This window comes from Saccharomonospora sp. NB11 (assembly GCF_015910535.1).
Classification (GTDB): domain Bacteria; phylum Actinomycetota; class Actinomycetes; order Mycobacteriales; family Pseudonocardiaceae; genus Saccharomonospora.
In genome coordinates, this window is sequence record NZ_JACBJG010000011.1 from 115,563 (window position 1) to 138,107 (window position 22,545).

General features: G+C 69.8%; 23 protein-coding genes and 2 tRNA genes. 10 read left to right on the plus strand and 15 right to left on the minus strand.

What is annotated here, in order from left to right; genetic code table 11:
- Nucleotides 1-45 precede the first annotated feature (45 nt).
- From JAV51_RS16870 to JAV51_RS16880, 3 genes are read left to right on the plus strand one after another with little or no spacing between them, the layout of a single operon-like run.
- On the plus strand, nucleotides 46-1,410 hold the full coding sequence (locus JAV51_RS16870) for an MFS transporter (RefSeq protein ID WP_197321698.1): 1,365 nt from the start codon (nucleotides 46-48) through the stop codon (nucleotides 1,408-1,410).
- Between the two features lie 9 nt (nucleotides 1,411-1,419).
- Entirely contained in the window at nucleotides 1,420-2,595 is a 1,176-nt protein-coding gene (locus JAV51_RS16875; protein WP_197321699.1) for a hypothetical protein, read from the plus strand.
- Entirely contained in the window at nucleotides 2,585-3,148 is a 564-nt protein-coding gene (locus JAV51_RS16880; protein ID WP_197321700.1) for a cyclopropane-fatty-acyl-phospholipid synthase family protein, read from the plus strand. Before JAV51_RS16875 ends, JAV51_RS16880 begins: the two co-directional genes overlap by 11 nt.
- Here JAV51_RS16880 and JAV51_RS16885 read toward each other — a convergent pair.
- Complete coding sequence (locus JAV51_RS16885; RefSeq protein WP_307845911.1) at nucleotides 3,141-3,926, minus strand: SDR family oxidoreductase; 786 nt, start codon at nucleotides 3,924-3,926, stop codon at nucleotides 3,141-3,143. The genes JAV51_RS16880 and JAV51_RS16885 overlap by 8 nt on opposite strands.
- Before the next feature lie 125 nt (nucleotides 3,927-4,051).
- Here JAV51_RS16885 and JAV51_RS16890 point away from each other — a divergent pair, with 125 nt between their 5' ends.
- Nucleotides 4,052-4,240 (plus strand): PspC domain-containing protein, encoded by a 189-nt coding sequence (locus JAV51_RS16890; protein ID WP_197321702.1) that lies wholly within the window; start codon nucleotides 4,052-4,054, stop codon nucleotides 4,238-4,240.
- 4 nt (nucleotides 4,241-4,244) lie between these two features.
- On the opposite strand, the gene JAV51_RS16895 is transcribed toward JAV51_RS16890, so the two are convergent.
- Nucleotides 4,245-5,063 (minus strand): pentapeptide repeat-containing protein, encoded by an 819-nt coding sequence (locus JAV51_RS16895; RefSeq protein WP_197321703.1) that lies wholly within the window; start codon nucleotides 5,061-5,063, stop codon nucleotides 4,245-4,247.
- A gap of 66 nt (nucleotides 5,064-5,129) precedes the next feature.
- On the minus strand, nucleotides 5,130-5,957 hold the full coding sequence (locus JAV51_RS16900; protein WP_197321704.1) for a hypothetical protein: 828 nt from the start codon (nucleotides 5,955-5,957) through the stop codon (nucleotides 5,130-5,132).
- 199 nt (nucleotides 5,958-6,156) lie between these two features.
- Here JAV51_RS16900 and JAV51_RS16905 point away from each other — a divergent pair, with 199 nt between their 5' ends.
- Complete coding sequence (locus JAV51_RS16905; RefSeq protein WP_197321705.1) at nucleotides 6,157-7,131, plus strand: nitronate monooxygenase family protein; 975 nt, start codon at nucleotides 6,157-6,159, stop codon at nucleotides 7,129-7,131.
- Nucleotides 7,132-7,467: 336 nt separating this feature from the next.
- Here the strand turns inward: JAV51_RS16905 and JAV51_RS16910 are convergent.
- Nucleotides 7,468-7,540, minus strand: a tRNA-Lys gene (locus JAV51_RS16910).
- Between the two features lie 207 nt (nucleotides 7,541-7,747).
- Between JAV51_RS16910 and JAV51_RS16915 the strand changes: the two genes are divergently transcribed.
- Nucleotides 7,748-8,935 carry an Ig-like domain-containing protein gene (locus JAV51_RS16915; RefSeq protein ID WP_197321706.1) on the plus strand — a complete coding sequence of 396 codons (1,188 nt, stop codon included), beginning with the start codon at nucleotides 7,748-7,750 and terminating at the stop codon, nucleotides 8,933-8,935.
- A gap of 131 nt (nucleotides 8,936-9,066) precedes the next feature.
- Here JAV51_RS16915 and JAV51_RS16920 read toward each other — a convergent pair whose 3' ends face one another.
- The 6 genes from JAV51_RS16920 to orn all read right to left on the minus strand — a co-directional run bounded on the left by JAV51_RS16920 (nucleotide 9,067) and on the right by orn (nucleotide 13,746).
- Nucleotides 9,067-10,212, minus strand: a complete 1,146-nt coding sequence (locus JAV51_RS16920; RefSeq protein ID WP_197321707.1) for an acyl-CoA dehydrogenase family protein — start codon at nucleotides 10,210-10,212, stop codon at nucleotides 9,067-9,069.
- 1 nt (nucleotide 10,213) lies between these two features.
- Nucleotides 10,214-11,080 carry a 3-hydroxybutyryl-CoA dehydrogenase gene (locus JAV51_RS16925; protein ID WP_197321708.1) on the minus strand — a complete coding sequence of 289 codons (867 nt, stop codon included), beginning with the start codon at nucleotides 11,078-11,080 and terminating at the stop codon, nucleotides 10,214-10,216.
- A gap of 262 nt (nucleotides 11,081-11,342) precedes the next feature.
- Nucleotides 11,343-12,473, minus strand: a complete 1,131-nt coding sequence (locus JAV51_RS16930) for a methyltransferase domain-containing protein (RefSeq protein WP_197321709.1) — start codon at nucleotides 12,471-12,473, stop codon at nucleotides 11,343-11,345.
- The gene (locus tag JAV51_RS16935) at nucleotides 12,470-12,796 is read right to left on the minus strand and encodes a hypothetical protein (protein WP_197321710.1); all 327 of its coding nucleotides are present in this window, start codon (nucleotides 12,794-12,796) and stop codon (nucleotides 12,470-12,472) included. The genes JAV51_RS16930 and JAV51_RS16935 overlap by 4 nt, the downstream gene beginning before the upstream one ends.
- A 198-nt stretch (nucleotides 12,797-12,994) precedes the next feature.
- Nucleotides 12,995-13,070 (minus strand) — tRNA-His (locus JAV51_RS16940).
- Between the two features lie 67 nt (nucleotides 13,071-13,137).
- Complete coding sequence (orn, locus tag JAV51_RS16945) at nucleotides 13,138-13,746, minus strand: oligoribonuclease (RefSeq protein WP_197321711.1); 609 nt, start codon at nucleotides 13,744-13,746, stop codon at nucleotides 13,138-13,140.
- Between the two features lie 370 nt (nucleotides 13,747-14,116).
- On the opposite strand from orn, the gene JAV51_RS16950 reads away from it, so the two are divergent.
- The 3 genes from JAV51_RS16950 to JAV51_RS16960 all read left to right on the plus strand — a co-directional run bounded on the left by JAV51_RS16950 (nucleotide 14,117) and on the right by JAV51_RS16960 (nucleotide 17,204).
- Nucleotides 14,117-15,022 (plus strand): DNA-3-methyladenine glycosylase, encoded by a 906-nt coding sequence (locus tag JAV51_RS16950; protein ID WP_197321712.1) that lies wholly within the window; start codon nucleotides 14,117-14,119, stop codon nucleotides 15,020-15,022.
- Nucleotides 15,023-15,092: 70 nt separating this feature from the next.
- Entirely contained in the window at nucleotides 15,093-15,857 is a 765-nt protein-coding gene (locus JAV51_RS16955) for a M50 family metallopeptidase (protein ID WP_307845912.1), read from the plus strand.
- 105 nt (nucleotides 15,858-15,962) lie between these two features.
- Nucleotides 15,963-17,204 carry an aldehyde dehydrogenase family protein gene (locus JAV51_RS16960; protein WP_197321713.1) on the plus strand — a complete coding sequence of 414 codons (1,242 nt, stop codon included), beginning with the start codon at nucleotides 15,963-15,965 and terminating at the stop codon, nucleotides 17,202-17,204.
- 57 nt (nucleotides 17,205-17,261) lie between these two features.
- On the opposite strand, the gene JAV51_RS16965 is transcribed toward JAV51_RS16960, so the two are convergent.
- A complete protein-coding gene (locus tag JAV51_RS16965; protein ID WP_197321714.1) occupies nucleotides 17,262-17,417 on the minus strand; it encodes a hypothetical protein in 156 nt (51 codons plus the stop codon).
- Between JAV51_RS16965 and JAV51_RS16970 the strand changes: the two genes are divergently transcribed.
- Nucleotides 17,404-19,131 carry a DEAD/DEAH box helicase gene (locus tag JAV51_RS16970; protein ID WP_197321715.1) on the plus strand — a complete coding sequence of 576 codons (1,728 nt, stop codon included), beginning with the start codon at nucleotides 17,404-17,406 and terminating at the stop codon, nucleotides 19,129-19,131. The genes JAV51_RS16965 and JAV51_RS16970 overlap by 14 nt on opposite strands.
- Here the strand turns inward: JAV51_RS16970 and JAV51_RS16975 are convergent.
- From JAV51_RS16975 to mce, 4 genes are all read right to left on the minus strand, one after another.
- Nucleotides 19,116-20,099, minus strand: a complete 984-nt coding sequence (locus tag JAV51_RS16975) for an adenylate/guanylate cyclase domain-containing protein (protein ID WP_197321716.1) — start codon at nucleotides 20,097-20,099, stop codon at nucleotides 19,116-19,118. The two genes, JAV51_RS16970 and JAV51_RS16975, sit on opposite strands and share 16 nt — an antisense overlap.
- The gene (locus JAV51_RS16980) at nucleotides 20,096-20,545 is read right to left on the minus strand and encodes a universal stress protein (protein ID WP_197321717.1); all 450 of its coding nucleotides are present in this window, start codon (nucleotides 20,543-20,545) and stop codon (nucleotides 20,096-20,098) included. The genes JAV51_RS16975 and JAV51_RS16980 overlap by 4 nt, the downstream gene beginning before the upstream one ends.
- 77 nt (nucleotides 20,546-20,622) lie before the next feature.
- Nucleotides 20,623-21,783: a DivIVA domain-containing protein gene (locus JAV51_RS16985; protein ID WP_197321718.1), complete on the minus strand. Its 1,161-nt coding sequence runs from the start codon at nucleotides 21,781-21,783 to the stop codon at nucleotides 20,623-20,625.
- Nucleotides 21,784-21,954: 171 nt separating this feature from the next.
- On the minus strand, nucleotides 21,955-22,437 hold the full coding sequence (gene mce, locus JAV51_RS16990; protein ID WP_197321719.1) for a methylmalonyl-CoA epimerase: 483 nt from the start codon (nucleotides 22,435-22,437) through the stop codon (nucleotides 21,955-21,957).
- Between the last annotated feature and the right edge of the window lie 108 nt (nucleotides 22,438-22,545).

Consider the following 22,545-nt stretch of genomic DNA (forward strand, 5'->3'; position numbering starts at 1 on the left):
GGTACAAGTGTATCTGATACTGATGTATCAGAACGGTGGTCGCCGATGCTCGTCCTGCTGTCGTGCCTCGGACAGTTCCTCGTGGTGCTCGACGTCTCGATCGTCAACGTCGCCCTGCCGTCGATCGACGCGGCGCTGCGCCTCGACCCGGTGCTCACGCAGTGGGTCGTCAACGCCTACGCGCTGCCCTTCGCCGGACTGCTCCTGGTCGGTGGCCGACTCGCAGACCTCGTCGGACTGCGCCGCGTTTTGCGCTCCGGTCTCGCGCTCGTCGCGGTGGCGAGTCTGCTCGGCGGTGCGGCGACGAGCGCCGGGGTGCTGCTCGCGGCCCGGGCCGGGCAGGGCGTGGGAGCGGCGATGGTGGCCCCCGCGACGCTGACGCTGCTGACCACCACCGTGCCCGAAGGGGCCCGGCGACACCGCGCTCTGGCGGTATGGACCGCAGTCGGTCTCGCGGGCGGCACCCTGGGCAACCTCGCGGGCGGTGTGCTCACGGAGTACCTGTCCTGGCGGTGGGTGCTGTGGGTCAACGTGCCGTTCGCCGTGGTGGCAGCCGTCATGGCTGTGCGCGCGCCCGACCGACGTGGTCGTCGTCGGCCGGTCGACGTGCCGGGTGCGCTGCTCGCCGTCCTCGGACTGGTGGCCCTCACCCTTGCTGTCGGGGACGTGGGCGACACTCGACCGGCGACCTGGGTGGTGCTGGTCGTGGCCGCGGGCGCTCTCGGCGCGTTCGTCGCCGTCGAGCGACGGTGGGCCGCGGTGCCGTTGCTTCCTCCGACGTTGCTGCGCATCCCGTCGGTCGCCCGAGGCAACGTCGTCATGCTGCTCGCGGGGGCCTGCCTGAATCCGATGTGGTACTTCCTGACCTTCGCGATGCAGGACGTGCTCGGCCTCGGTCCGTCGGCGACGGGGCTCGGCTTCCTGCCCCACACGATGCTCACCGTCGTCGTGGGCGTGTGGCTCACACCGCGACTGCTGCGCGTCGTCGCCGCGCGCACGCTGGTGGTGAGTGGGGCCCTGCTCGCCGCCGTCGGGTTCGCCTGGCAGAGCGGGCTGACCGCCGAGGCGGGATACGTGGCGGGCGTGCTCGGCCCGGCGGTGTTCCTCGCGCTGGGCAGCGGACTGCTCAACACCCCGGCCACAATCCTCGCCACGAGTGGGATCGCCGAGGAGGATGCGGGGGCTGCCTCGGGACTGCTCAACACGACCAAGCAGGTCGGCGCGGCGCTTGGCCTCGCGGCGCTCGTGGCGGTGACGCAGTTCGGCGATCCTCTGCTTGCCCACGGCCGGGCTTTCGCGGTGATGGCGGTCGTCTCGGTCGCCACGGCGCTCGCGGCGATGCTGCTTCCGGCCGAGACCTCGAACACGGGGCAGCCGAGGTCCGGCGTAGCGAGTGATCGGCCTGGGTAGCCGACGTGGGTGACTGAGACCGGAAAGGACCGACACGACACGTCCCCACCCTGCGAGACCCCCGACGCCAAGGCCGACGAGGACTTCCCCACGGTGATCGTCGGATTCCTGTGCGACCCGGGACTGCCCAGCGAGAAAGTGCGGTCCCTCGCCGACGGTCTGGCGAGCGAGCTGTCCGCCCACGTCAGCGACCGGGTGAGCTGGGAGGTGCGGGTGGAGACGGGCCCGTTGCGGCTCGACGACGACGGGCGGGTCCCGCTCGTGCACCTCGCACAGGAGCTGCGGCCACGGTACGGCTGGGACCTGATCGTGTGCGTCACCGACCTGCCTCGGCAACTGAGCACCACACCGGTGGTCGCGGACATCAGCGTGTGCCACGGGATCGCGTTGGCGTCGCTGCCCGCTCTCGGTGTCGGGGGACTGTCCCGGCGGCTTCGGGACACGGTCCTCTACCTCGTCGGGGAACTCGGACACGGTCTCCTGGGCGGCAAGGCGGGCAGGGAACGCCACCGGGCCGGGGGCAAGTGGACACCGGTCACCTGGGTCGACAATCCCGACGACGAGATCGAGGTGAGTCTCGCGCTCGTCGGCTGGCGTGGGCGACTGCGGTTGCTGGCGGGCATGGTGCGGGACAACAAGCCGTGGCGTCTGGTCCCCGAGTTGTCCACCGCGCTCGCCGCCGGGTTCGCCGCCGCCGCGTTCGGCATCTTCTACAGCAGCATCTGGAGTCTCGCCGACGCGTTGAGTACCGGTCGGCTCTTCCTCATCAGCATGCTCGCGGTCGCCGCGATGGTGGCGTGGCTGATCCTGTACAACCGCCTGTGGGAGCGTTCGGGCACGTCGAGGACCAAGGCGGTGCTGTACAACTCGGCCTCGCTGCTGTCGTTGACCATCGGGGTGACCTCGGCGTACCTCGTGCTGTTCGCCGTGACGTTCGCCGGGGCGTTCACCGTGATCGAGAGCGGGTACCTGGCACGCTCGTTGGGACACCCCGTGGACGTCGGCGACTACCTCACGTTGTCCTGGCTGGCGAGCTCCATGGGCACGTTCGCGGGAGCGCTGGGGTCCAGTCTGGAGAGCGAGGAGGCGGTGTACCGGGCCGCGTACAGCAAACGGGAACGCGAGCGTCGGCGCCGTTCACGGGAACTGCGCGAGGCGGAGGAGGCTCGGCGAGATGAGACGTGACGACAACGGCGACGCGGCACGGTGGAACGCCCGCTACGCCGCCCGTCCGCCGACCTTCGAGCCGCACCCGCTCGTGGCCGAGGCGCTCGCGGCGGGGCTGCCCGGAGGACCGGTCCTCGAACTCGCCTGCGGACGGTCGGGCAGTGCCCTGACGTTGGCCCGGCAGGGGCGTCGGGTGATCGCGGTGGACGTGGCCGACGTCGGGTTGCGGCAGCTACGGGCCGAGGCCGAACGGCGGGGACTTGCTCATCGAGTGTGCTGCGTGCAGGCCGACCTCGGCGCCGGTGTCCCCGTGCGTGGTGCATTCGCATTGGTGTTGACCACGTTGTTCTGGGACCCCGACGTCTACCGGCTCGCTCGGCGGTTCGTGGCCCCGGGCGGGCTGCTCGGGTGGGAGGCGCTCGCGTGGACGGAGGACGGCCCCACTCGTTACCGGGCGCGGCAGGAGGATCTCGTCGAGCCCCTGCGGCGGTGGGAGGAGCTGTCGCGGGAGGTCACGACCGGGCCGGGGCACCCGACCGTGCGGGTGCTCGCCCGGGCTCCCGTCACGTGAGGGTGTTGCCGCCGTTGACCGCGATCCGCTGCCCGGTGACGAACCGGGCCCGCTCCGACGCCAGGTACGCGACCGCCTCCGCCACGTCCTCCGGACGTCCGAGCCGACCGAGCGGCACGCCCCGCGCGTAGGCCGCCTTCTCCTCGTCCGTGGAGTCGACGTGGCGTTCGGTGGGAATCCAGCCGGGTGCCACGAGGTTCACGGTGATGCCGTGGGGGGCGAGTTCCCGCGCCCACGACCGGGTCAGCCCGAGCTGGGCTCCCTTGGCCGCGACGTAGGCACTGGAGAACGGCACTCCGAGCTCCACCACTTCCGAGCCGACGTGGACGATGCGTCCCCAGCCACGACGGCGCATGTCCGGAACGACCTTCTTCGCCAGCAACAGCGGGCTCTTGACGAAGAACTCCAGTTGGTCGAGCATGTCGCGCCACTGGAGGTCCTCCAACGCCAGTTCCGGTTGGGGACCCGTGGCGTTGAGCACGAGGACGTCGATCCGGCCGAACTCCGCCACCACGGCGTCGTACAGGGCGTCGACCTCCGCCTCGTCGGTCACGTCCGCCTGGAAGAGTTCGGCCCGGCCTCCCGCTGCGGTGATGTCCGCCCGCACTCGATCGGCGGCGGTCTTGTCCCGGGCGAAGTTGACGGCCACGGCGAGGCCGTCGGCGGCCAGCGCCGTACTGATCGCGGCACCCAGACCTCGCGAGGCGCCGGTCACGAGCGCCACTCGCGTGCCGTCCTCCGACCGCCGGTCGATGCCCGCTTCGTCGACAGCGTCCACGGTGCTCTCCCGTCTCTCGGCGACGATCGTCACGCTAGCGGGTCGTGGCGATCTCGGGGTCGGTCCGCCGCAAAACCAGGGTCATTCCCGATGCGGCGCATGTGGGTGAGTTCGAGACTGGAGGCATGGCTACCACGACTGCTGTGACCCGCTCCCGTGACGACCGAGTGCTGGGTGGTGTCTGCGCGGGAATCGCCCGCCGTTATGGGTGGAAGCCCCGCAACGTCCGCCTGGCTTTCATCGCCTCGTGCATCCTGCCCGGACCGCAGTTCCTGCTGTACCTCGCGCTCTGGGTGTTTCTTCCGGAGGGCTGAGCCCTCACCAGTGGTTCGGCCGCTCCAGGTGCCGGGGCAGTCGCGTGCGCGCGTCGCCCTTGGCGGCGTTCACCTGAGGCTGGGTGAGGAACAGGCACCCGGACAGGTTCGCGCCGGACAGGTCCGCGTCGCGAAGGTCGGCTCCGAGAAGGTCGGCGTGGCGCAGATCGGCTCCACGAAGATCGGCAGCGATCAGCAGTGCGCCGCGGAGCGTGGCGCCGCGCAGGTCGGCACCCCGCAGTGACCGCCCGGCGAGGTCGGCGGAGCGGTGGTCCGGTCGACGGCCCGGGACGGCGCGGGCGCGAGCCGTGTCGCTCACCGTCGCCAACAGCGGGCCGACGTCCTCGCGCTGCGCGCCGACGTCGACGGTGCGCAAGGTTTCCGGGGCCGACCCCGCCAAGGTGTCGATCCGGTCGAACAGTTCCGTGGCCCGCCGTCGCAGTTCTCCATCGGGGGCTCGTCGTGCCGCCTCGTCGAGGTACCAGAGCATCTCGTGCAGGTGCCGGGTCACGGCGAAGGCGGCGAACATCGCCGAGGCCAGTGCGGGATCTCGCCACGTGCGTCCGCCGAACGTCTCGCGGGTGACCCGTTGTCCGGCCCCGAAGCACTCGAACACGGTGCAGCCCGTGAACCCTCGCGGGCGGAGTTCGGCGTGGATGCGGCAGCGGAACGCGGTGTCGAGGTGACGACAGGGGTCACCCGCGTCCTTGTCGTCGGGGAAACCCGCCGCCGACGAGAACGGCAGGGCCACACAGCACAGTCCCGCGCAGCGAGAGCAGTCCGCCCGCAACTCTCGTGAGCGCGTCGATGCCGTCGGTGCCACTGTCGACCACTTCCTCCGTCGTGCCTGCCGCCATTGTCCTCGGTCACGGAGGGGACCCGGCACCGGTCAGTCCGGCCCGCGACGGCGAAGCCGATCGACGGGGTCGTCGGCGAGCCAACCCCGCTCGGGCGGTGGTGTGGCCTCGATGAGTCGGACGAACAGCTCGACCACGGCGTCGTCCAGTGCGTCGGCAGTGGGGGCGACGACAGCGGCCACCTTCGCCCCGAAGTCGTCGGCGTCCGTAGCCGCCCCGATGGTTCGTGTCGCGATGAGCACGGCCTGTTCCGCCGCCAGCCGCATCCGCCCGCACACGGGGAGGAAGGCCGCCGCGACGTCCACCGTGGCGGCCACGGCGGCCTCGGAGGCGAGGTCCGACAGCGCGAGCGACACGGTGGCGGCCTCCCGGTCGGGGGTGTCGCCGACCGGGCCGCCGAGGAATCCCGGCACCGCGACCCGTGCCGACCAGGCCGCGCGCCGGACGGCCGCCAGCGGCGCCTCCAGGGCGTCGGCGGCCTCGACGACGCTGGTGATCGGTGCGTGCTCGGCCAAGCTCTCCGCGGCCATATCGAGCGACGGCACGATCCGCAGCCAGGCCGGTGTGTAGACGCGGACGAGCCAGTCCACCGCGAGCAGCGAGCGGGTGCCGTCGAGCCCGTCCTGAGCCGTTCCCACGAGGGAGGGCACGAGCCACTTCAGACGTTGCAGCGTCGGGTGGGCCAGCCGGTCGCTGAGCACCGTGACGGCGGCGTGCAGCACCGGTGAGAGGCAGCGGGGCCGGTCGGAGTGGTCCTCACCGGCGAACCAGGCCACGGCTTCGGGCAGGCTCATCGACGAGGTCCGCTCTCCGGTCGCTCGTCGGGTGAGGGTGATCATGCCGAGGTCGCACGCCTCCATGTCGGCTCCAGTCCGTGTCCCACCACGCTTGTCGGATTAATCGCAGAGCCACGATCGTGGAAGTGGGCGTCGCGGGCAAGCAAGTCACCCGGACAGCCGTGTGTGATGCCGGTCGCCATGACGTCGGTCACCGAGTCGTATCGGACAGCTCCCCGGGGCCCCTACTCTCCGGTAACACGGCTGAGGAAGGGGCGCGGCAATGGTGCACACCAGGTTCTGTGACGTCTTCGGCGTCGAACATCCGATCGTGCAGGGCGGCATGCAGTGGGTCGGCAGGGCGGAACTCGTCTCCGCCGTCGCCGAGGCCGGTGGTCTGGGCTTCCTCACGGCGCTCACCCAGCCGACACCCGAGGCGCTCGCCGACGAGATCCGCCGGTGCCGGGACATGACCGACAAGCCGTTCGGCGTGAACCTGACGATCCTGCCCGCGATCACGCCGCCGCCCTACGCCGAGTACCGCGACGTCATCATCGACTCGGGTGTCCGGATCGTGGAGACGGCCGGAGCGAACCCCGTCGAGCACCTGCCCGCCTTCCGGGCCGCGGGCGTGAAGGTGATCCACAAGTGCACGAGCGTCCGGCACGCCGTGAAAGCGCAGCAACTCGGGGTGGACGCGGTGTCCATCGACGGTTTCGAGTGCGCGGGACACCCCGGTGAGGACGACATCGGCGGGCTGGTCCTCATTCCGGCGACGGCGCGGCGTCTCGACATCCCGATCATCGCCTCGGGCGGGATCGCCGACGCGCGAGGACTCGTCGCCGCCCTCGCCCTGGGCGCCGACGGTGTCAACATGGGAACGCGTTTCCTGGCGACCAAGGAAGCTCCCGTGCACGACAACGTGAAGCGCCGACTCGTGGAAGCGTCCGAACTGGACACCGAACTCATCTTCCGGCCGTTGCGCAACACCGCCAGGGTCGCCAGCAACGAGGTCAGCCGCACGGTCGTGGGAATTCTCGACGACGGAGGCCGGTTCGAGGACGTCCGCCCGTTGGTCGCGGGCGCTCGCGGGCGTGAGGTGTTCGAGAAGGGTGATCTGGACGCGGGAATCTGGACGGCCGGAACCGTGCAGGGGCTCATCGACGACGTCCCGACGGTGGCCGAGCTGATCGAGCGCATCGTCACCGAGGCACGCGAGCTGATCGAGGGAAGGCTGACCGCGTCGCTGCGGCGCTGACGTCCGTCGTCGCAGTCGCGAAGTGCGGTGGACACCGCTCCTGGTGACACCCGAGCGCACCCGTGTGCCGGGGGCGGCGAGCTGGGGCGGGGAGGTCGACAGTCGGCAGAGGTCGGTTCCGGTGTGGTGGTGACTCGGCGCTGTCGGTGGGCGTCGAGCACCGCCGCGCTCGCGACGTGCTGGACCGTTCGTTCTCTCGCCGCCCGGTCGCGAGAGCGAACGGTGTGTGCGATCGAGACGACGACTGTCGACGTGTCGGGCCGAGGATTGCGGTCCGACCGTGCGGTCCGGTCGTGGAAACAAAAAATCCCCAGGCCTGACGACCTGGGGTTTCTGTGCGCCATCAGGGACTCGAACCCCGAACCCGCTGATTAAGAGTCAGCTGCTCTGCCAGTTGAGCTAATGGCGCTTGTCGTTTCGTGTTCCCGGTGTTTTCCGGTCTCTCTCGGCGACGGGAGAAACATTAGCACGCCCGCAAGAGGCCTTTCACGGGGGGTCCCTTTCTTGGTGTGAGCGGCGCAGTTGGACACAAGTTGGTCAACTATCGGCACGCTGCGCGACGGATGCGCCACACTCGCGACACGATCGGGGTACGTCGTGGCGGAAACGGGTGGTGATGGTGTCGCGTACGCGTGGTCTCTCGGCACGAGTGGGTGGTCTCTGCGGTGCGCTTGTGCTGGCGGCCACGGTCGTGGCCGGCTGTTCCTCGGCGGCGGAGCCCAGCTCGGGTGGGCCTGCCCCGACCACCACGGAGGCGCCGAAGCCCGCGCTGCTCGCGTTGTCGGTGTCGGACGGGGACGCCGACGTCGAACCGCGCCGTCCCATCACGGTCAACGTCGAACACGGGAAGATCACCAAGGCGTCCCTGATCGGTAAGCACGGCACGCACGTCGAGGACGAGTTGGCGTCGGACGGCTCCTCGTGGACGAGCGCGGAACCACTCGGGTACGGCAAGACCTACACGCTCTCGGTCGAGGCGACGGGCGAGGACGGTCGCACGGTCATCGAGGAGTCGACCTTCACCACCGCGACCCCGGCACGCACGGTCGCCGTGTCCATCAACGTGTGGGACGACGAGACGGTCGGTGTCGGCATGCCGTTGATCTTCGACTTCACCGGGACCGTGCCGGATCGGGACGCCGCCGAGGATGCCATCGACATCGTGGCCGAACCGGCCACCGAGGGCGACTTCCACTGGTTCGGCGACACCCGCGTGATCTGGCGACCGAAGGAGTACTGGGAGCCCGGCACGACGGTCTCGGTCGAGGCGAACATCTACGGCGAGAACCTCGGAGAAGGCACCTACGGTGCGGAGGACAAGGCGGTCGACTTCGAGGTCGGCGACGCGCTCGTGGCGGTGGCCGACGGCAAGAGCCACACGATGACCGTGTCGATCAACGACAAGAAGGTGAAGACGCTGCCCATCTCGATGGGCAAGCCCAGCAGTCCCACCCCGGCGGGCACCTACACCGTCATGAGCGAGCACCACGGCTACACGATGGACTCCAGCACCTACGGCGTGCCGGTGGACAGCGCGGCCGGGTACCGGCTTCACGTCGACTACGCCGCCCGCCTGTCGAACAGCGGCATCTTCTACCACTCGGCGCCGTGGTCGCTGGCCGACCAGGGCAACGCCAACGTCAGTCACGGCTGCATCAACCTGTCGACGGAGAACGCCGCGTGGTTGATGGGCAAGACCAAGCGCGGTGACGTCTTCACGGTCAAGCGCAGCGGCGGACCCGAGTTGGAGCCCACCGACGGATGGAGCGTGTGGCAGATGTCCTGGGAGGAATGGCAGAGCTAGCGAGCGCGCCGGTGGGCCCGGGCGCGTAGGGCCCACCGAGTCGCATCGCCGCATGTGCCCGCGCCGGCCGAGTACGCGAAAGCCGGCCGCCGCACGTGCGACGACCGGCTTTCGCGGGTCCGGCTGGGACGTCAGCCCTTCAGCAGGTGACGCGCCATCACCATGCGCTGGATCTGGTTGGTGCCCTCGTAGATCTGCGTGATCTTGGCGTCGCGCATCATGCGCTCCACGGGGAAGTCACGGGTGTAGCCCGCACCGCCGAAGAGCTGCACCGCGTCGGTGGTGACCTCCATGGCCACATCCGAGGCGTAGGTCTTGGCGGCGCTGGCGAGGAAGCTCGCCCGCTTGTCGCCCCGCTCGGTGGCGGCGGCCGACGCGTACACCATGTGCCGGGCGGCCTCGATCTTCATCGCCATGTCGGCGAGCATGAACTGCACGCCCTGGAACTGGCTGATGGACTGCCCGAACTGCTTGCGGTCCTTGACGTACTCGACGGCGGCGTCGAGCGCGCCCTGCGCGATGCCGAGCGCCTGCGCACCGATGGTGGGACGCGTGTGGTCGAGCGTCGCGAGCGCGGTCTTCAGACCCGTGCCGGGCTCACCGATGATCCGATTCTCCGGGATCGTGCAGTTCTCGAAGTAGATCTCCCGGGTCGGCGAGCCCTTGATGCCGAGCTTCTTCTCCTTCGGGCCGACCGAGAAACCGGGGTCGTCCTTGTGCACGACGAATGCCGAGATGCCGCGCGCCTTCTTCTCCGCGTTCGGGTCGGTCACGGCCATCACCGTGTACCAGCTCGACTCACCGGCGTTGGTGATCCAGCACTTGGTGCCGTTGAGCACCCAGTGGTCGCCGTCGAGCTGCGCGCGGGTGCGCATCGAGGCGGTGTCGGAACCGGCCTCCCGCTCCGACAGCGCGTACGACGCCGACGCCTCACCGGTGGCGATGGACGGCAGGACGAGCTTCTTCAGCTCCTCCGACGCCGACAGCAGGATGGGCTGCGTGCCGAGCTTGTTGACCGCGGGGATCAGCGACGCCGAGGCGTCCACGCGGGCGACCTCTTCGATCACGATGCACGCCGCCACGGCGTCCGCGCCCTGACCCGAGTACGCCTCGGGGATGTGGATGGCGTTGAAGCCGGCCGCGGTCAGCGCGGCAGCGGCCTCGGAGGGGTAGCGCTCCTGCTCGTCGACCTCGGCCGCGTGCGGGGCGATCTCCTTCTCGGCCAGCGCCCGTACGGCGGCGCGGAGTTCCTCGTGCTCCTCCGGCAACTGGTACATGTCATTCTCCCCGGGTGTAGTCGTAGAAGCCGCGGCCCGACTTCCTGCCGTAGAGCCCAGCCTCCACCATGCGCTGCAGCAGCGGCGGCGGGGCGTACAGCGGCTCCTTGTACTCCTCGTACATCGACTCGGCGACCGCCATGGTGGTGTCGAGCCCCACGAGGTCGGCCAGGCGCAGCGGGCCCATCGGGTGGGCGCAGCCGAGCACCATGCCGTTGTCGATGTCCTCCGCCGTCGCGTGCCCGGCTTCGACCATGCGGATGGCCGACAGCAGGTAGGGGATGAGGAGCGCGTTGACGACGAAACCCGCGCGGTCCGGCGCCTTGACGACGGTCTTGCCCAGCACGTCGGAGGCGAACGCGCTCGCCGCGGCGGCGGTCTCGTCGCTGGTGAGCAGGCTCGGGATCAGCTCGACGAGCTTCTGCACGGGGACGGGGTTGAAGAAGTGCAGACCGATGACGCGCTCCGGTCGCGTCGTCGCCATGGCCAGCCGGGTGATCGGCAGCGACGACGTGTTGGACGCGAGGATGGTGTCGGCCGAGGTGATCGCGTCGAGCTTGCCGAACACGTCGAGCTTCACGGCCTCGTTCTCGGCCACGGCCTCGATCACCAGTTGCCGGTCGGCGCAGGCGTCCAGGTCCGTGGAGAACGTCAGTCGGGAGAGCGCGGCGTCCCGGTCGTCGGCGGAGAGCTTGCCCTTGTCGACGCCCCGGCCGAGCGACTTCTCGATGCGTCCGCGGCCCGCGTCGGCTGCGGCGGCGTCGGCCTCGACGACGACCACGTCGAGGCCGACTCGCGCGGTCACCTCCGCGATGCCCGACCCCATCAGGCCCGCGCCGATCACGCCGACCCGCGTGATGTCACCCATGAGGATCCTTCCTGGCTGGTCTCGTTACTCGCGAGTTTAGTAGGGCGTCCTACTGATTCCTACGTGCCTGAATGCGATCCTGCTCTCACGACGGTGGCGCCTGCGACCCCGGCGACGAAACCGCCCGGCAGGGTGAGAGTCGGTGGCTCCGGAGGACTGCACTGGGAGCGTGACCACGTGCAGAAACGCCCTCACATGTTCCGAATCGGGAACCAGCGACCCTCGGTCATCACGTGACGTTCGTGGGTTGCTTTCTCCTCGGTCAGGTCGGCAGGAGCATCACCGTCGCGTCCGCGTGATCGAGCCACAACACGTGTTGCCCGTCCGGGGAGACGGTGAGTCCGAACCGGGTCGGTTCCGGGTGGCCTGCGTTGTCCCACCAGTCGGCGAGTTCGACGAGTCCGGCCCACAGATTCTGGGGACCTCCGTGTACCACGACGGCGTTCCCGCTGTCGTCGAGACGAGCTCGCGCCCACGAACTGCTCAGAGGGTCGACGAGCGCGTACATGTCGCCGTCGTCGCCGTGCACCACGACCCTGTGGACGTGCGGGTGAACGATGGCGTGGAGGCACTGCACGGGGCGCTCCTCCAGAACGGCCGGCCACAGGGACCGCGAGGCGACGCCGTCCTGGTTGGCGATCTTGATGATGTCCCGCACCGTCGGCGCCGTGTCGTTGATGTCGGAGCGCAGCCGCATGAACGCGGCGTAGTCGGTGAACTTGCCGCTCGCGGTGCCGTCTTCGGAGACCGTGAGCCTGGCCAGGGCGAACCCGAGGTTCACCACGATGATCCCGCCCGGCCGGACTTGCTCCAGCCAGTGCGCGGGAACGCGCGGCAGACCGCAGGTGGCGATGATCCGGTCGTACGGGGCGGCGGACGGTTCACCGAGAGCACCGTCTCCCGCGACGAGACGGGGGCCGTAACCGATTCCGGCCAGCCTGGTTCGGGCCTGGTCGACCAGGCTGGGATCGATGTCGATGCTGGTGACCGAATGGTCGCCGATCTCGTGACACAGCAACGCGGCGTTGTACCCGGTCCCGGTGCCGATCTCCAACACACGGTGGCCGGGGTGGACATCGAGCCGTTCCAACATCACGGCCATCAACGATGGCGTGGTGGAACTCGACGTCGCGGTACCGCATTCGTCGAGTTGGGTGAGGAGCGAAACGTTGTCGTAGACAGCAGCGAGCGCAGTGGCCGCGTCCACGTTCATGTCGTAGTGCGTGTGCCGGCCGGTGGCCGGGTCATGCACAGTGAACGTGTCGACGAACGCCTCTCGAGGGACGTCCAGGAACGCCTGCCGCCAGCGGGATTCGTGAAGGAATCCCTCGGCGACGAGCCGATCGACGAGCTGCGAACGTAGCGCGGCGCTATCGGTGGTTGTGGTGGTCACTGCTGTTTGTCCCCATTCAGCTCGTCGGCCAGGGCTGAGGCGATCTCGTCGGCGACGCACGACAGCCACGCCCACTGTCCGTTGGCGTTCGTTTCGAGGTAGATCCGGCGGCCGGTGTCGGCGTCGATCACGAAGTCATGCGCGGCGAACACCAGCCCGAACGACGCGGTCAGGGAGCGCAGGCTGTTCGCGGTCTCGGTGGGCGTGTCGATGGCGGTGTGGGTGAGGTCGTCGTAGTCGGCGCGGAAGTCGTTCGCGGCTGCTGCGGACGTCGAGTCGATCCTCACCGCGAACAGTCTGGCCCCGACCTGGGTGACGCGCACGTCGGCACATCCGATGGTCCGTGACGCCACCGCTGTGCTGGTGAGTCTGCACCGTCGATCGAACCCTGAGCTGTCGAGTTACGCCGGTTGGGTCGGTATCACGCACTAGGCGGAGACGTCTCGCAGTGTTTAGGGGGACAGAATCCGGGTCAAATGGGAACGGCCCCGGTTTCCCGGGGCCGTGACCTGCGGTTTTCTTGGGGTGAGTGACGGGACTTGAACCCGCGGCCCCCTGGACCACAACCAGGTGCTCTACCAGCTGAGCTACACCCACCGCGAGAGGCGCCGTAGCACCTCGGCCCGATCATCATAGCGTGCCCGCGCGAGCACGCCGCACGGGGTCACCTCTTGTCGTTACGCAGCACGTCGTTCGCGGCGGCGCGGGCTTCCTCGCTGCTCGGGCCGGGCAGTGGGACGAACGCCGTGCGCCGGTAGTACTCCAGCTCGCCGATCGACTCCTTGATGTCGGCGAGGGCCCGGTGCGCGAGTCCCTTCTCGGGCTTGGCGTAGTAGATCCGCGGGTACCAGCGGCGCACGAGTTCCTTCACGGACGACACGTCCACCATGCGGTAGTGCAGGTGGGCGTCCAGCTCGGGCATGTCGCGCGCGATAAAGCCTCGGTCGGTGGCGATCGAGTTGCCGGCCAGCGGCGCGGAGTGCGGTTCGGGCACGTACTCGCGGATGTACGCGAGCGCGCGCTGCTCGGCCTCCTCGATGGTCATGGTCGAGCGACGGACCTCCTCGGTGAGGCCCGATCGGGCGTGCATGTCGCGGACGACGTCCGGCATGTTGGCCAGTGCGTCGTCGTCGGCGTGGATCACGAGGTCGACACCCTCGCCGAGCACGTTCAGCTCTGCGTCCGTCACGAGCACGGCAATCTCGATCAGGGCGTCCTTGGCGAGGTCGAGCCCCGTCATCTCACAGTCGATCCAGACAAGGCGGTCGGTCACCGGAAAACCCTAACGCGTGGGATGTCCGTGGGTGTGTCGGGCATTGCCGGGGTGGAAGACGAGGCGAATGCGGAGAGTGTCGCCGTGCTGTCTCCGCGACGCGGGTTTCGATGCGCGAATCGAGGGGAGGGCTCGACGATCTCGGGTGACTGATTCGACCACAGTGGACTATTCGGTGGGTGGGGTGAGGTGGTGTCGTCACTCGGGTGGAGCAACTTCGTGTGCGAGTGGAACCGTTCGGTTTCCCGTGCGCTTCTCGGTTTCGGTGGTGCGCCGTAACGTCGGCGTCGGGCGGGGTTCTTCGGGGATCGAGCGTCCACAGTGGTCCCGGAAGCCTCGGCGGGCGAGTGGTTCGACGGCAGGGGGAGACATGGCGAGAACGATCGAGACGACACGGCGTGCTGCTCTGGGCGTCACCGTGCCCGCGCGGGGTGAGGTCGACATCGCGGACTACGTCGCTCACCTGGAGCGCGTACCGAGGCCGTGCGGTGTCTCGCGTGGTGGGCCCGGCACGGTGCTGCTCGCGTTCGCGGTGGAGCGGACGTGGCGTTACGCCACCGCGTCGGTGAGTCGAGCGGGGCCGGAGTCGGTGCGGGTCGAGGTGGAGTCCGCGCCGGACGACGGCCCGGCCGCCGTGGCGCAGGTCCGCCGCATCCTCTCCCTCGACGTGGACGCCCGGGGTTTTCCCGACGTCGTGTCGGCGGATCCGGTTCTCGCGCGTCGGGTTCGTGTGGCCCCAGGATTACGACCGATCCTGTTCGGTTCGCCCTGGGAGGCGGCGTGCTGGGCGGTGGTGTGTCATCGACTGCGGGTGGCGCAGGCCGACGCGCTGGTCCGTCGCATCGCCGAACGGCGAGGTCCACGGCTGCGATGTGGAGGCCGGGAGGTCGTGTGCTTTCCGTCACCGCGCGATCTCGGCCGGCTCGACGAGTCTTTCGGGTTGTCGGAGATCAAGCGACGTCGGCTGACGGTGCTCGCCGACGCGGCCCTCGCAGGAGAGCTCGACGCGGACGTCCTGCGCGCGCTCTCGGCGACGGAGGCGCTGGAGCGGGTACGGACGCTGTCGGGCATCGGGCCGTTCTCCGCCGAACTCGTGGTGGGGCGGGGTGCGGGGCATCCCGACCTGTTCCCGGCGGCGGAGGCACATCTGGTGTCGACTCTGCGGCGGCTCCACGGCACCGACGAGGTCGGGGTCGCGGCGGTCGTCGACCGGTGGCGGCCCTATCGAGGGTGGGGCGCGTTCTTCGTCAGGGAGATGCCGAGTGACGAACAGTAGCGCGTCGGCCCGTCGCCGTGATCGTGACCGGGCTGCAAGTCGGGGAGGGTGCCTGTGATGAGCTGAGATCGTGAACGGGGTGGACGTCTACGCAGAGTCCGGCAGCAGCCTCATGTCCTACGCCGCCGAGCTCGGCGCCGAGACCGCCGGCACGGTCGCGATCGTCACGGGGGTGCTCGCACTGGCGACGGTCCTCGTCGATCGGCCGTGGCGATACGCGCGCAACGTGGTGACGATCGTGCACGAGGCAGGGCACGCACTGTTCGCCGTGCTGGCGGGACGTCGGCTGCAGGGCATCACCCTGCACTCCGACACGTCGGGCGTCACGGTGTCGAAGGGCAAGCCCACCGGCCCCGGCATGGTGCTGACGGCGTTGGCCGGTTATCCCGCTCCCGCGGTGCTCGGCCTGGTGTTCGCGTGGTTCGTCTCCGCGGAACGGCTCAGCGTCGTGCTGGGAATCTCCGCCGTGCTGTTGCTCGGAGTGCTCGTGATGGTGCGCAACGCCTACGGCGTGTTCTCCGTGGTGCTGTCCGCGCTCGTGCTCGGTGGCATCGCGATGTTCGCACCACCCGGTGTGCAGGCGGCGTTCGTCTACCTGATCTCGTGGTTCCTGCTCTTCGGGGGCGTTCGGCCGCTGTTCGAACTCCAGCTCAAGCGACGCCGGGGCGCGGCGCGCGACTCGGACATCGACCAGCTCGCGAGGCTCACGGCGCTGCCCGCGGTCCTGTGGCTGTTGGTGATGGGAGTGCTGGCGGCGACGTGCGTCGTGGTGGGCAGCATGTTGCTGGTCGACCCGGCCGTGGGGCCCGAGCTGGTCTTCGAGGCGGGGAGCTGACCGGGCACCGAACGCCTCACCTCGGTGGGGCACACTGAAACACGGACAAACAGCAGTCGATGCGGGTACCCGGCACACGGGTGCGGTCGTCGGGAGGACGGTGCGGTGACGGACGAGGTGGCGAAGGCGGTCAAGGAGTGCGCTCGGGCGGCGAAGGCTGCGGCTCCGTCGCTGGCCGGCGCCACGGACGACGCGGTCGACGCGGCGTTGCGGGGCATGGCGCAGCGGCTGCTGGAACACCGTGACGACGTCCTGGACGCGAACCGACGGGACGTGGCCTCGGCGCGGGACGCGGGCATGAGCGCGGGATTGCTCGACCGGCTGACCATCACCGACGACCGGTTGACGGGGATGGCCGACCAACTCCGGCTGCTGGCCGACGCTCCGCACCCGGACCGCACCCTGCCGGTCTCGGACCTCGACGGGGGACTGCGGCTCGTCGAGCGGCGTCGTCCGGTCGGAGTCATCGGAGCCAACTACGAGGCTCGGCCGAACGTGACCGTGGACGTCGCGTCGCAGTTGGTGAAGTCGCGTAACGCCGGGGTGCTGCGGACGGGCTCCGCCGCTCTGGGGTCGGCGACCCGCCTGCTCGACGTGGTCATCCGTCCGGCGCTGGCCGAGGCGGGCATCGACGAGCGCGTCGTGCAGCTGGTGCCGCGCCCCGAGCGGGAGGCCGCCGCCGAGCTGGTCTCGCTGCCGAACCTCGTTCCCCTGGTGATTCTTCGCGGTAGCGGGGAGAGCACCCGGTCCCTGGCGCTGACGGCCGCCCGGCACGGGGTGCGGACGCTCGCCCACGCCGACGGTGGGGGCGTGCTCTACGTCGACGAGCAGGCCGATCTCGGCACCGTTCGGTCGCTCGTCGTCGGCAGCCTCGACCGACTGGGCGTGTGCAACCGACTGAACCTGCTGCTCATCCACGACGCCGTGCACGACGAGGTGTGGCCCGTGGTGTCCGAGGCGCTCGCCGAACGCGGCGTGACGCCGTCGTCGCCGCCTCACGACCACGCCCTCGGCTACGAGTGGGCGCTCGACTCCGACCGCGAGGCCACGGTCACCGTGGCTCGGGTCGACGGGGTGGCCGAGGCGGTGCGGATCGCCAACGAGGAGACCTCCGGGCTCGCGGCGGGAATCGCCACCGAGAACGCGGCCACCGCGGAGGCGTTCTTCGACGGCTACCAGGGCACCGGCGTGTTCTGGAACGCGCCCACCCGCCTGCTGGACGGCTTCAAGCTGCTCGGCGTGCCGGAGACGGGCATCAACCTCGACAAGGTGCCCGGGCCTCGTGGTCCGGTCACCTACACCGACCTGTACGTCCGCCAGTACGCGGTACTTCCGGCCGGGCGGTGAGCGATCCCTCGTCGTTGAGCGCGCCAGGAGGGAATGCCTGCCCTCCCGCGAACGTCGTCACTTGACGGTGCCGAGCGCGTTCTCACCGAGGTGATCGATCACCTGTTCGACGAGTACCGTAGGTTGCCGCCCCTGCCTGGGTGGTGCCACGGCCGTGGCGTCACCGCAAAGATCAACCCCCAGAAGCAGGAGCTTTTTCATGGTCGCCATCACGGCGGAATCGCACAACGACCTCGACGTACCCGACACCGGATCGGCTTCCGCCTTCGCCGAGCTCGGGCTACGTCCGGAACTGCTGGCGGCGCTGACGGAACTCGGGTACGAGGAACCGACGCCCATCCAGCGCGCCGCGATCCCGCCCCTGCTCGAAGGCGCCGACGTCGTCGGCCAGGCGGCCACCGGAACCGGCAAGACCGCCGCGTTCTCGCTCCCGGTGCTGCACCGCATCGCCGACGTCGCTCAGCGCGGCACCCGGCCGAGCGCGCTCGTGTTGGTCCCCACCCGCGAACTGGCTGCGCAGGTGTGCGAGGCCATGTACCGCTACGGCCAGCGACTCGGCATCAAGGTCCTTCCCGTCTACGGCGGGCAGCCCATGGGCAGGCAGCTCCGCGGTCTGGAGAACGGGGTCGACGTCGTCGTCGCCACCCCGGGGCGCGCGCTGGACCACCTGTCCCGCGGTTCGCTCGACCTGTCGGCGCTGCGCATGGTGGTGCTCGACGAGGCCGACGAGATGCTCGACATGGGCTTCGCCGAGGACATCGACGCGATCTTCGAACGCACTCCGGACGACCGGCAGACCATGCTGTTCTCGGCGACGATGCCGCCGCGGATCGCCGGGCTGGTCCGCCGCTATCTGCGCGAACCGCGTCGGATCGAGTTGTCCCGGGCCGAGTCCATGAGCGGTGACGCCGCCGCGGTCACCCAGACCGCCTACCTCGTGCCGCGAGGTCACAAGCCGGCCGCCCTCGGCCGGGTGCTCGACATCGAGGCGCCCGAGGCGACGGTCGTCTTCTGCCGCACGCGGGAAGAAGTCGATCGGCTCACCGAGACGATGAACGCTCGCGGCTACCGGGCCGAGGCCCTGCACGGTGGCATGGACCAGAACCAGCGCCAGCGCGTGGTCGGTCGTCTGCGTGCCGGGACCGCCGATCTCGTCGTCGCCACGGACGTCGCCGCGCGCGGACTGGACATCGACCAGCTCACGCACGTCGTGAACTACGACGTGCCGAGCGCACCCGAGGTGTACGTGCACCGCATCGGCCGGGTCGGTCGAGCAGGACGCGAAGGCAGCGCGATCACCCTCGTCGAGCCCCGCGAACACCGCATGGTCAAGACGATCGAGCGGGTCACCGGACACACCCTCCCGGTGCGCAAACTCCCGACCGTCGCCGATCTTCGCGCCCGTCGACTCGAACTCACCCGTGCCGCGCTGCGGGAGACGTTGGTCGAGGCGGACGACCTGGAGCCTTACCGCGCGGTCGTGGAGTCGCTGGCGGAGGAGTTCGACGTCGTCGAGATCGCTCTCGCCGCGGTCAAGCTCGCGCACAAGGCCGAGGGCATCGTGGACGACGACAACGAGATCCCCGACGTGGAACTCCGGCCCCGGGACGAGGGCAGGGGACGCCGCGAGCCGAAGGGCCGGGGGCCCCGGGACAAGCGAGGCGGACGTCGCCCGAGCGGCGGCATGACCAGGCTGTTCGTCGGCCTGGGACGTCGTGCGGGAGTCCGGCCTCAGGACCTCGTCGGCGCCATCGCGGGCGAGTCGCAGCTTCGGGGCAAGGACGTCGGCGCCATCGAGATCGCCGACAAGTTCTCGCTGGTCGACGTGCCTGACACGGCTGCCGACCACGTCATCACGGCCCTGCGCGACACCAGCATCAAGGGCCGCAAGGTCGTCGTTCGTCGCGAGCGCTACGCGGGTCGCTGAGCGGCCCGCCGCAGGACCGCGGGTCGCACCCGGGGAAAGCCAGACACCGACACCGCCCGCAGCGACCGCAGCCGGAAGCCGGGCTCGTCGTCCAGCGTCTCCGCCAGTGAGGCGTTGACCAGCACGGTTCCGGGTCGGGCGATCGACGTGAGACGGCTCGCGAGGTTCACCACCGACCCGTAGACGTCGCCGAAGCGGCTGAGCACGCGCCCGGAGGCGAGCCCGCCTCGCACGGAAGGCAGCAGATCGTCCGCGTCCGCGGCCTCGGCCAACGACAGAGCGATTTCGGCGGCGTCCCTCGGTTCCGGACACACGAACAGCACCTCGTCGCCGATGAGCTTGACGACGTGTCCGTGATGGTCGGCGACGAGCCCGGTGGCCAGTGACTCGAACCGTTCGAGGATCTCGGTGAGTTCCCGCTCGTCGACGCGCCGGACCATGCGGGTGTAGCCGACCAGGTCGACGAAACCGACGACCTGCGTCGCTGCCTCGAGCTGCTCGCCCGCCGCGAGTGCCCGACCGGCGTTGGCGGCGAGGTGTCTGCGCCAGACGAAGTCGTGGATGTGACGCAGCCGCGGCAGCAGCCGTTCGATGAGGGCGGAGACCTCGTCCGGGGTTCGCGCCAGCTCCGGGTGGTCGGCGAGCAGTGCCCGCAACAGCTCCGCCTGCCATTCGGCGAGCCGCGACATGTGCAGACCGATGGCACGGGCCACGGTCGTCTCCAGGTCCTTGTCCAGGACACCGTCGTCGATCAGCCGGTTGGTGGTGCGCATGGCCTCGACGTCGAGCTCGGTGAAGACCACCTCGTCGTCGCCGACCGTCGCAAAGCCGAGCGCACGCCACAGTGCCCGCGAACGGTCGGGCGAGACCCCGGCCTGCTCGGCGACCTCAAGCCGGGTGAACCGGCGCGGCCCGCCGAGCAGGACCCGTTCCAGTTCCGGCGGCAGACCGCCGCTCGGCGCGCTCACGTGGTGTGGACGATGAGCACGTCCACCCCCGACTTGCGGGCGACCTCGGACGGAACCGAGCCGAGGATGCGCCCGGCCAACGTGTTGAGCCCCCGGTTGCCGACCACGAGCAGGTCGGCGGAGCGTTGCTTCACGATCTTGCGCAGGCTGGCCACCGGCTCACCGACGACCGCCACCGTCTCCACGGACGTCGCGCCTGCCGTTGCCGCGCGTTCCGCTGCGGCTCGCAGGGTCTCCTCGGCGGGCGCCGAACCAACGACCTGGTAGGCCTCGTCTCCGAGCACGTCCTGGGCCTTGTCGACGCGGTCCTGGTCGGCGGGATGGTAGGCGCAGGCGATGACGAGGGTCGCGCCCGAGTCGGCGGCGACCTTCGCGGCACGCTCGACGGCGGCAAGTGAGGAGTCCGAACCGTCGGTGCCGACGACAACGGTGGAATAGGCGGCCATCCGGTCCTCCAGTGGGGTGGTCGTACCGGTTCTGGAGGGTGACAGTAGCGGGTCCCGGATGGCCGCGCAGCAGTTACCTACTCGTGAGTCGGTTTCGGTGTGGTGACAGCGCGGACCCGGACGGTCGGCGCGGAGGCTCCGTCGTCGTTGAGCTTCGGCGTCTCCGCCCCGGCGGTACCGGACTTGCCGTCCGTCGAGCCGGACCCGTTGCCCGAGGCAGTCCCGTTGCCCGAGGCGTCTGCCGAGTCGGCCTTGCCCAACGCGGCCTCGGCGTCGGCCAGCATCGACCTCGCGGCCTTGACCTGCTCGGCGATCTTGGCGCGCAGGGTACGCAGTTCCTCGACCCGAGCCGTCGCCTCGGAGACCCGGCGGTTGCACTCCTCCGTGGCCTCACGGATGCGCCGCTTGGCCTCGTCGGTGGCCTCGGCGACCCGGGCGTTCGCCTCGCTGATCGAGTCCTGCTTGCGGCGGTTGGCGTCCTCGATGGACTCACGGCGCCTGCGCTCGATCTCGGCCTCGGCCTTCGCGCGCTCGTCGGCGACCTGGGCGCGGATGGAGGCGGCCTCGTCGGTGGCCTCCCGCACGCGACGTTCCGCCTCGGCCTTGCTCGCGGCCTCCTGCTCCGCGAGCACGCGCATTGCCTCGGTGCGGCGCTGCGACATCGCGATCTCGAAGTCTTCCTCGACCTGAGTGCGCCGCTGCTCGGCCTCCTTGTCGAGGCGCTCCCGCTCCTTCTCGGCCTCGGCGGTGATGCGGGCGGCCTCGGCACGGGCGTCCTCGAGCACCTTGGCGTGCTCGGCTTCCATCTGCTTGCGACGCTCGGCCAGCTCGGTCAGCAGTTGTTCGTACCGGGCGCGCATGGCGCTGGCGTCGGACTCCGCCTTGGCGCGGATGTGACCTGCTTCGGCCTCGGCGCGGGCCTTGGTGTCGCTCGCCTCTTCCTGGGCGAGCCGCAGCATCCGCTGGAGCCGTTCCGACAGACCTTCGATGGTCGTGGGCGGCTGGGCGAGACGTTCGACCTGCCCGCGCAGGTCGTCGATCTCGATGCGTGCGGACTCCAGTTGCCTCGCCAGGTCGTCGGCCTGTGAGATCGCGGCATCGCGATCGGACATGAGCATCTTGATGTCGGCGTCGAGCCGTTCCAAGTGCTCGTCGACCTGCGCACGGCTGTAGCCGCGCTTCTCGAAGTCAAAACCGGCTCCCAGCGGCACGAGCTCCCGTTCCTCGCCAAGGCTCATGGGCTCCACCCTAGCGGGCGGGTTCGGCGTGCACGTCTCGGAGAGTCCGATGGGGCGAGGGGACGGCTCCGACCGCTGGTCAGTGCCGGTCAACGCGCGGCTGTCGCCGCGCTGTTCGAGACCTTTGCCGACATGTGGGACCGGCCTGGAGCGCGCCGGGCGCGAGGGCCGTCAGTGATCGTCGGCGGAGTCGGCGGCGGGCTCGACGAGCTCCACCAGGACGCCGCCCGCATCCTTCGGGTGAACGAAGTTGACCTTGCTGTTCGCCGTGCCTCGGCGCGCTGTCGGATACAGCACCCGCAGTCCCGCCGACCGCAGCGCCGCTGCTGCGGCCTCGACGTCGGTGACGCGGTAGGCGAGCTGCTGAAGACCCGGACCGTTGCGGTCGAGGAACTTGGCGATCGTGGACTCGGGGGTGGCCGGGGCGAGCAACTGCACCGCCGCGCCCGCCGTGTCACCGGGTGCGCGCAACATCGCCTCGCGGACGCCCTGCTCTTCGTTCTCCTCGACGTGCGTGACCTCGAGCCCGAAGGTCTTCGTGTGGAACGCGATGGCGGCGTCGAGGTCGGCCACGGCGATACCGACGTGATCGATGGCCGTGACGAACGGCGACAGGGTTTCGAGCGGCTGCGACGGCTCCGGTGCCTCGTGCATGCCCCGGAGAATAGACGGCGGTACGTAGGGAGGCAGTGCGGCAGTGATGTCCGTCGCGATCGGCCGACGGCCGCTATAGAGGCGGTATCGTCGATCCATCGCTGACGC

Bases quoted from the DNA above. Each gene is read 5' to 3' on its own strand.
- JAV51_RS16880 (WP_197321700.1), top strand. From the start codon at position 2,585: ATGAGACGTGACGACAACGGCGACGCGGCACGGTGGAACGCCCGCTAC.
- JAV51_RS16900 (WP_197321704.1), bottom strand. From the start codon at position 5,957: ATGGAGGCGTGCGACCTCGGCATGATCACCCTCACCCGACGAGCGACC.
- JAV51_RS16980 (WP_197321717.1), bottom strand. From the start codon at position 20,545: ATGGCCGCCTATTCCACCGTTGTCGTCGGCACCGACGGTTCGGACTCC.
- JAV51_RS16920 (WP_197321707.1), bottom strand. From the start codon at position 10,212: ATGTACCAGTTGCCGGAGGAGCACGAGGAACTCCGCGCCGCCGTACGG.
- JAV51_RS16915 (WP_197321706.1), top strand. From the start codon at position 7,748: ATGGTGTCGCGTACGCGTGGTCTCTCGGCACGAGTGGGTGGTCTCTGC.
- JAV51_RS16905 (WP_197321705.1), top strand. From the start codon at position 6,157: ATGGTGCACACCAGGTTCTGTGACGTCTTCGGCGTCGAACATCCGATC.
- JAV51_RS16890 (WP_197321702.1), top strand. From the start codon at position 4,052: ATGGCTACCACGACTGCTGTGACCCGCTCCCGTGACGACCGAGTGCTG.
- JAV51_RS16970 (WP_197321715.1), top strand. From the start codon at position 17,404: ATGGTCGCCATCACGGCGGAATCGCACAACGACCTCGACGTACCCGAC.
- mce (WP_197321719.1), bottom strand. From the start codon at position 22,437: ATGCACGAGGCACCGGAGCCGTCGCAGCCGCTCGAAACCCTGTCGCCG.
- JAV51_RS16950 (WP_197321712.1), top strand. From the start codon at position 14,117: ATGGCGAGAACGATCGAGACGACACGGCGTGCTGCTCTGGGCGTCACC.
- JAV51_RS16870 (WP_197321698.1), top strand. From the start codon at position 46: ATGCTCGTCCTGCTGTCGTGCCTCGGACAGTTCCTCGTGGTGCTCGAC.
- JAV51_RS16985 (WP_197321718.1), bottom strand. From the start codon at position 21,783: ATGAGCCTTGGCGAGGAACGGGAGCTCGTGCCGCTGGGAGCCGGTTTT.
- JAV51_RS16925 (WP_197321708.1), bottom strand. From the start codon at position 11,080: ATGGGTGACATCACGCGGGTCGGCGTGATCGGCGCGGGCCTGATGGGG.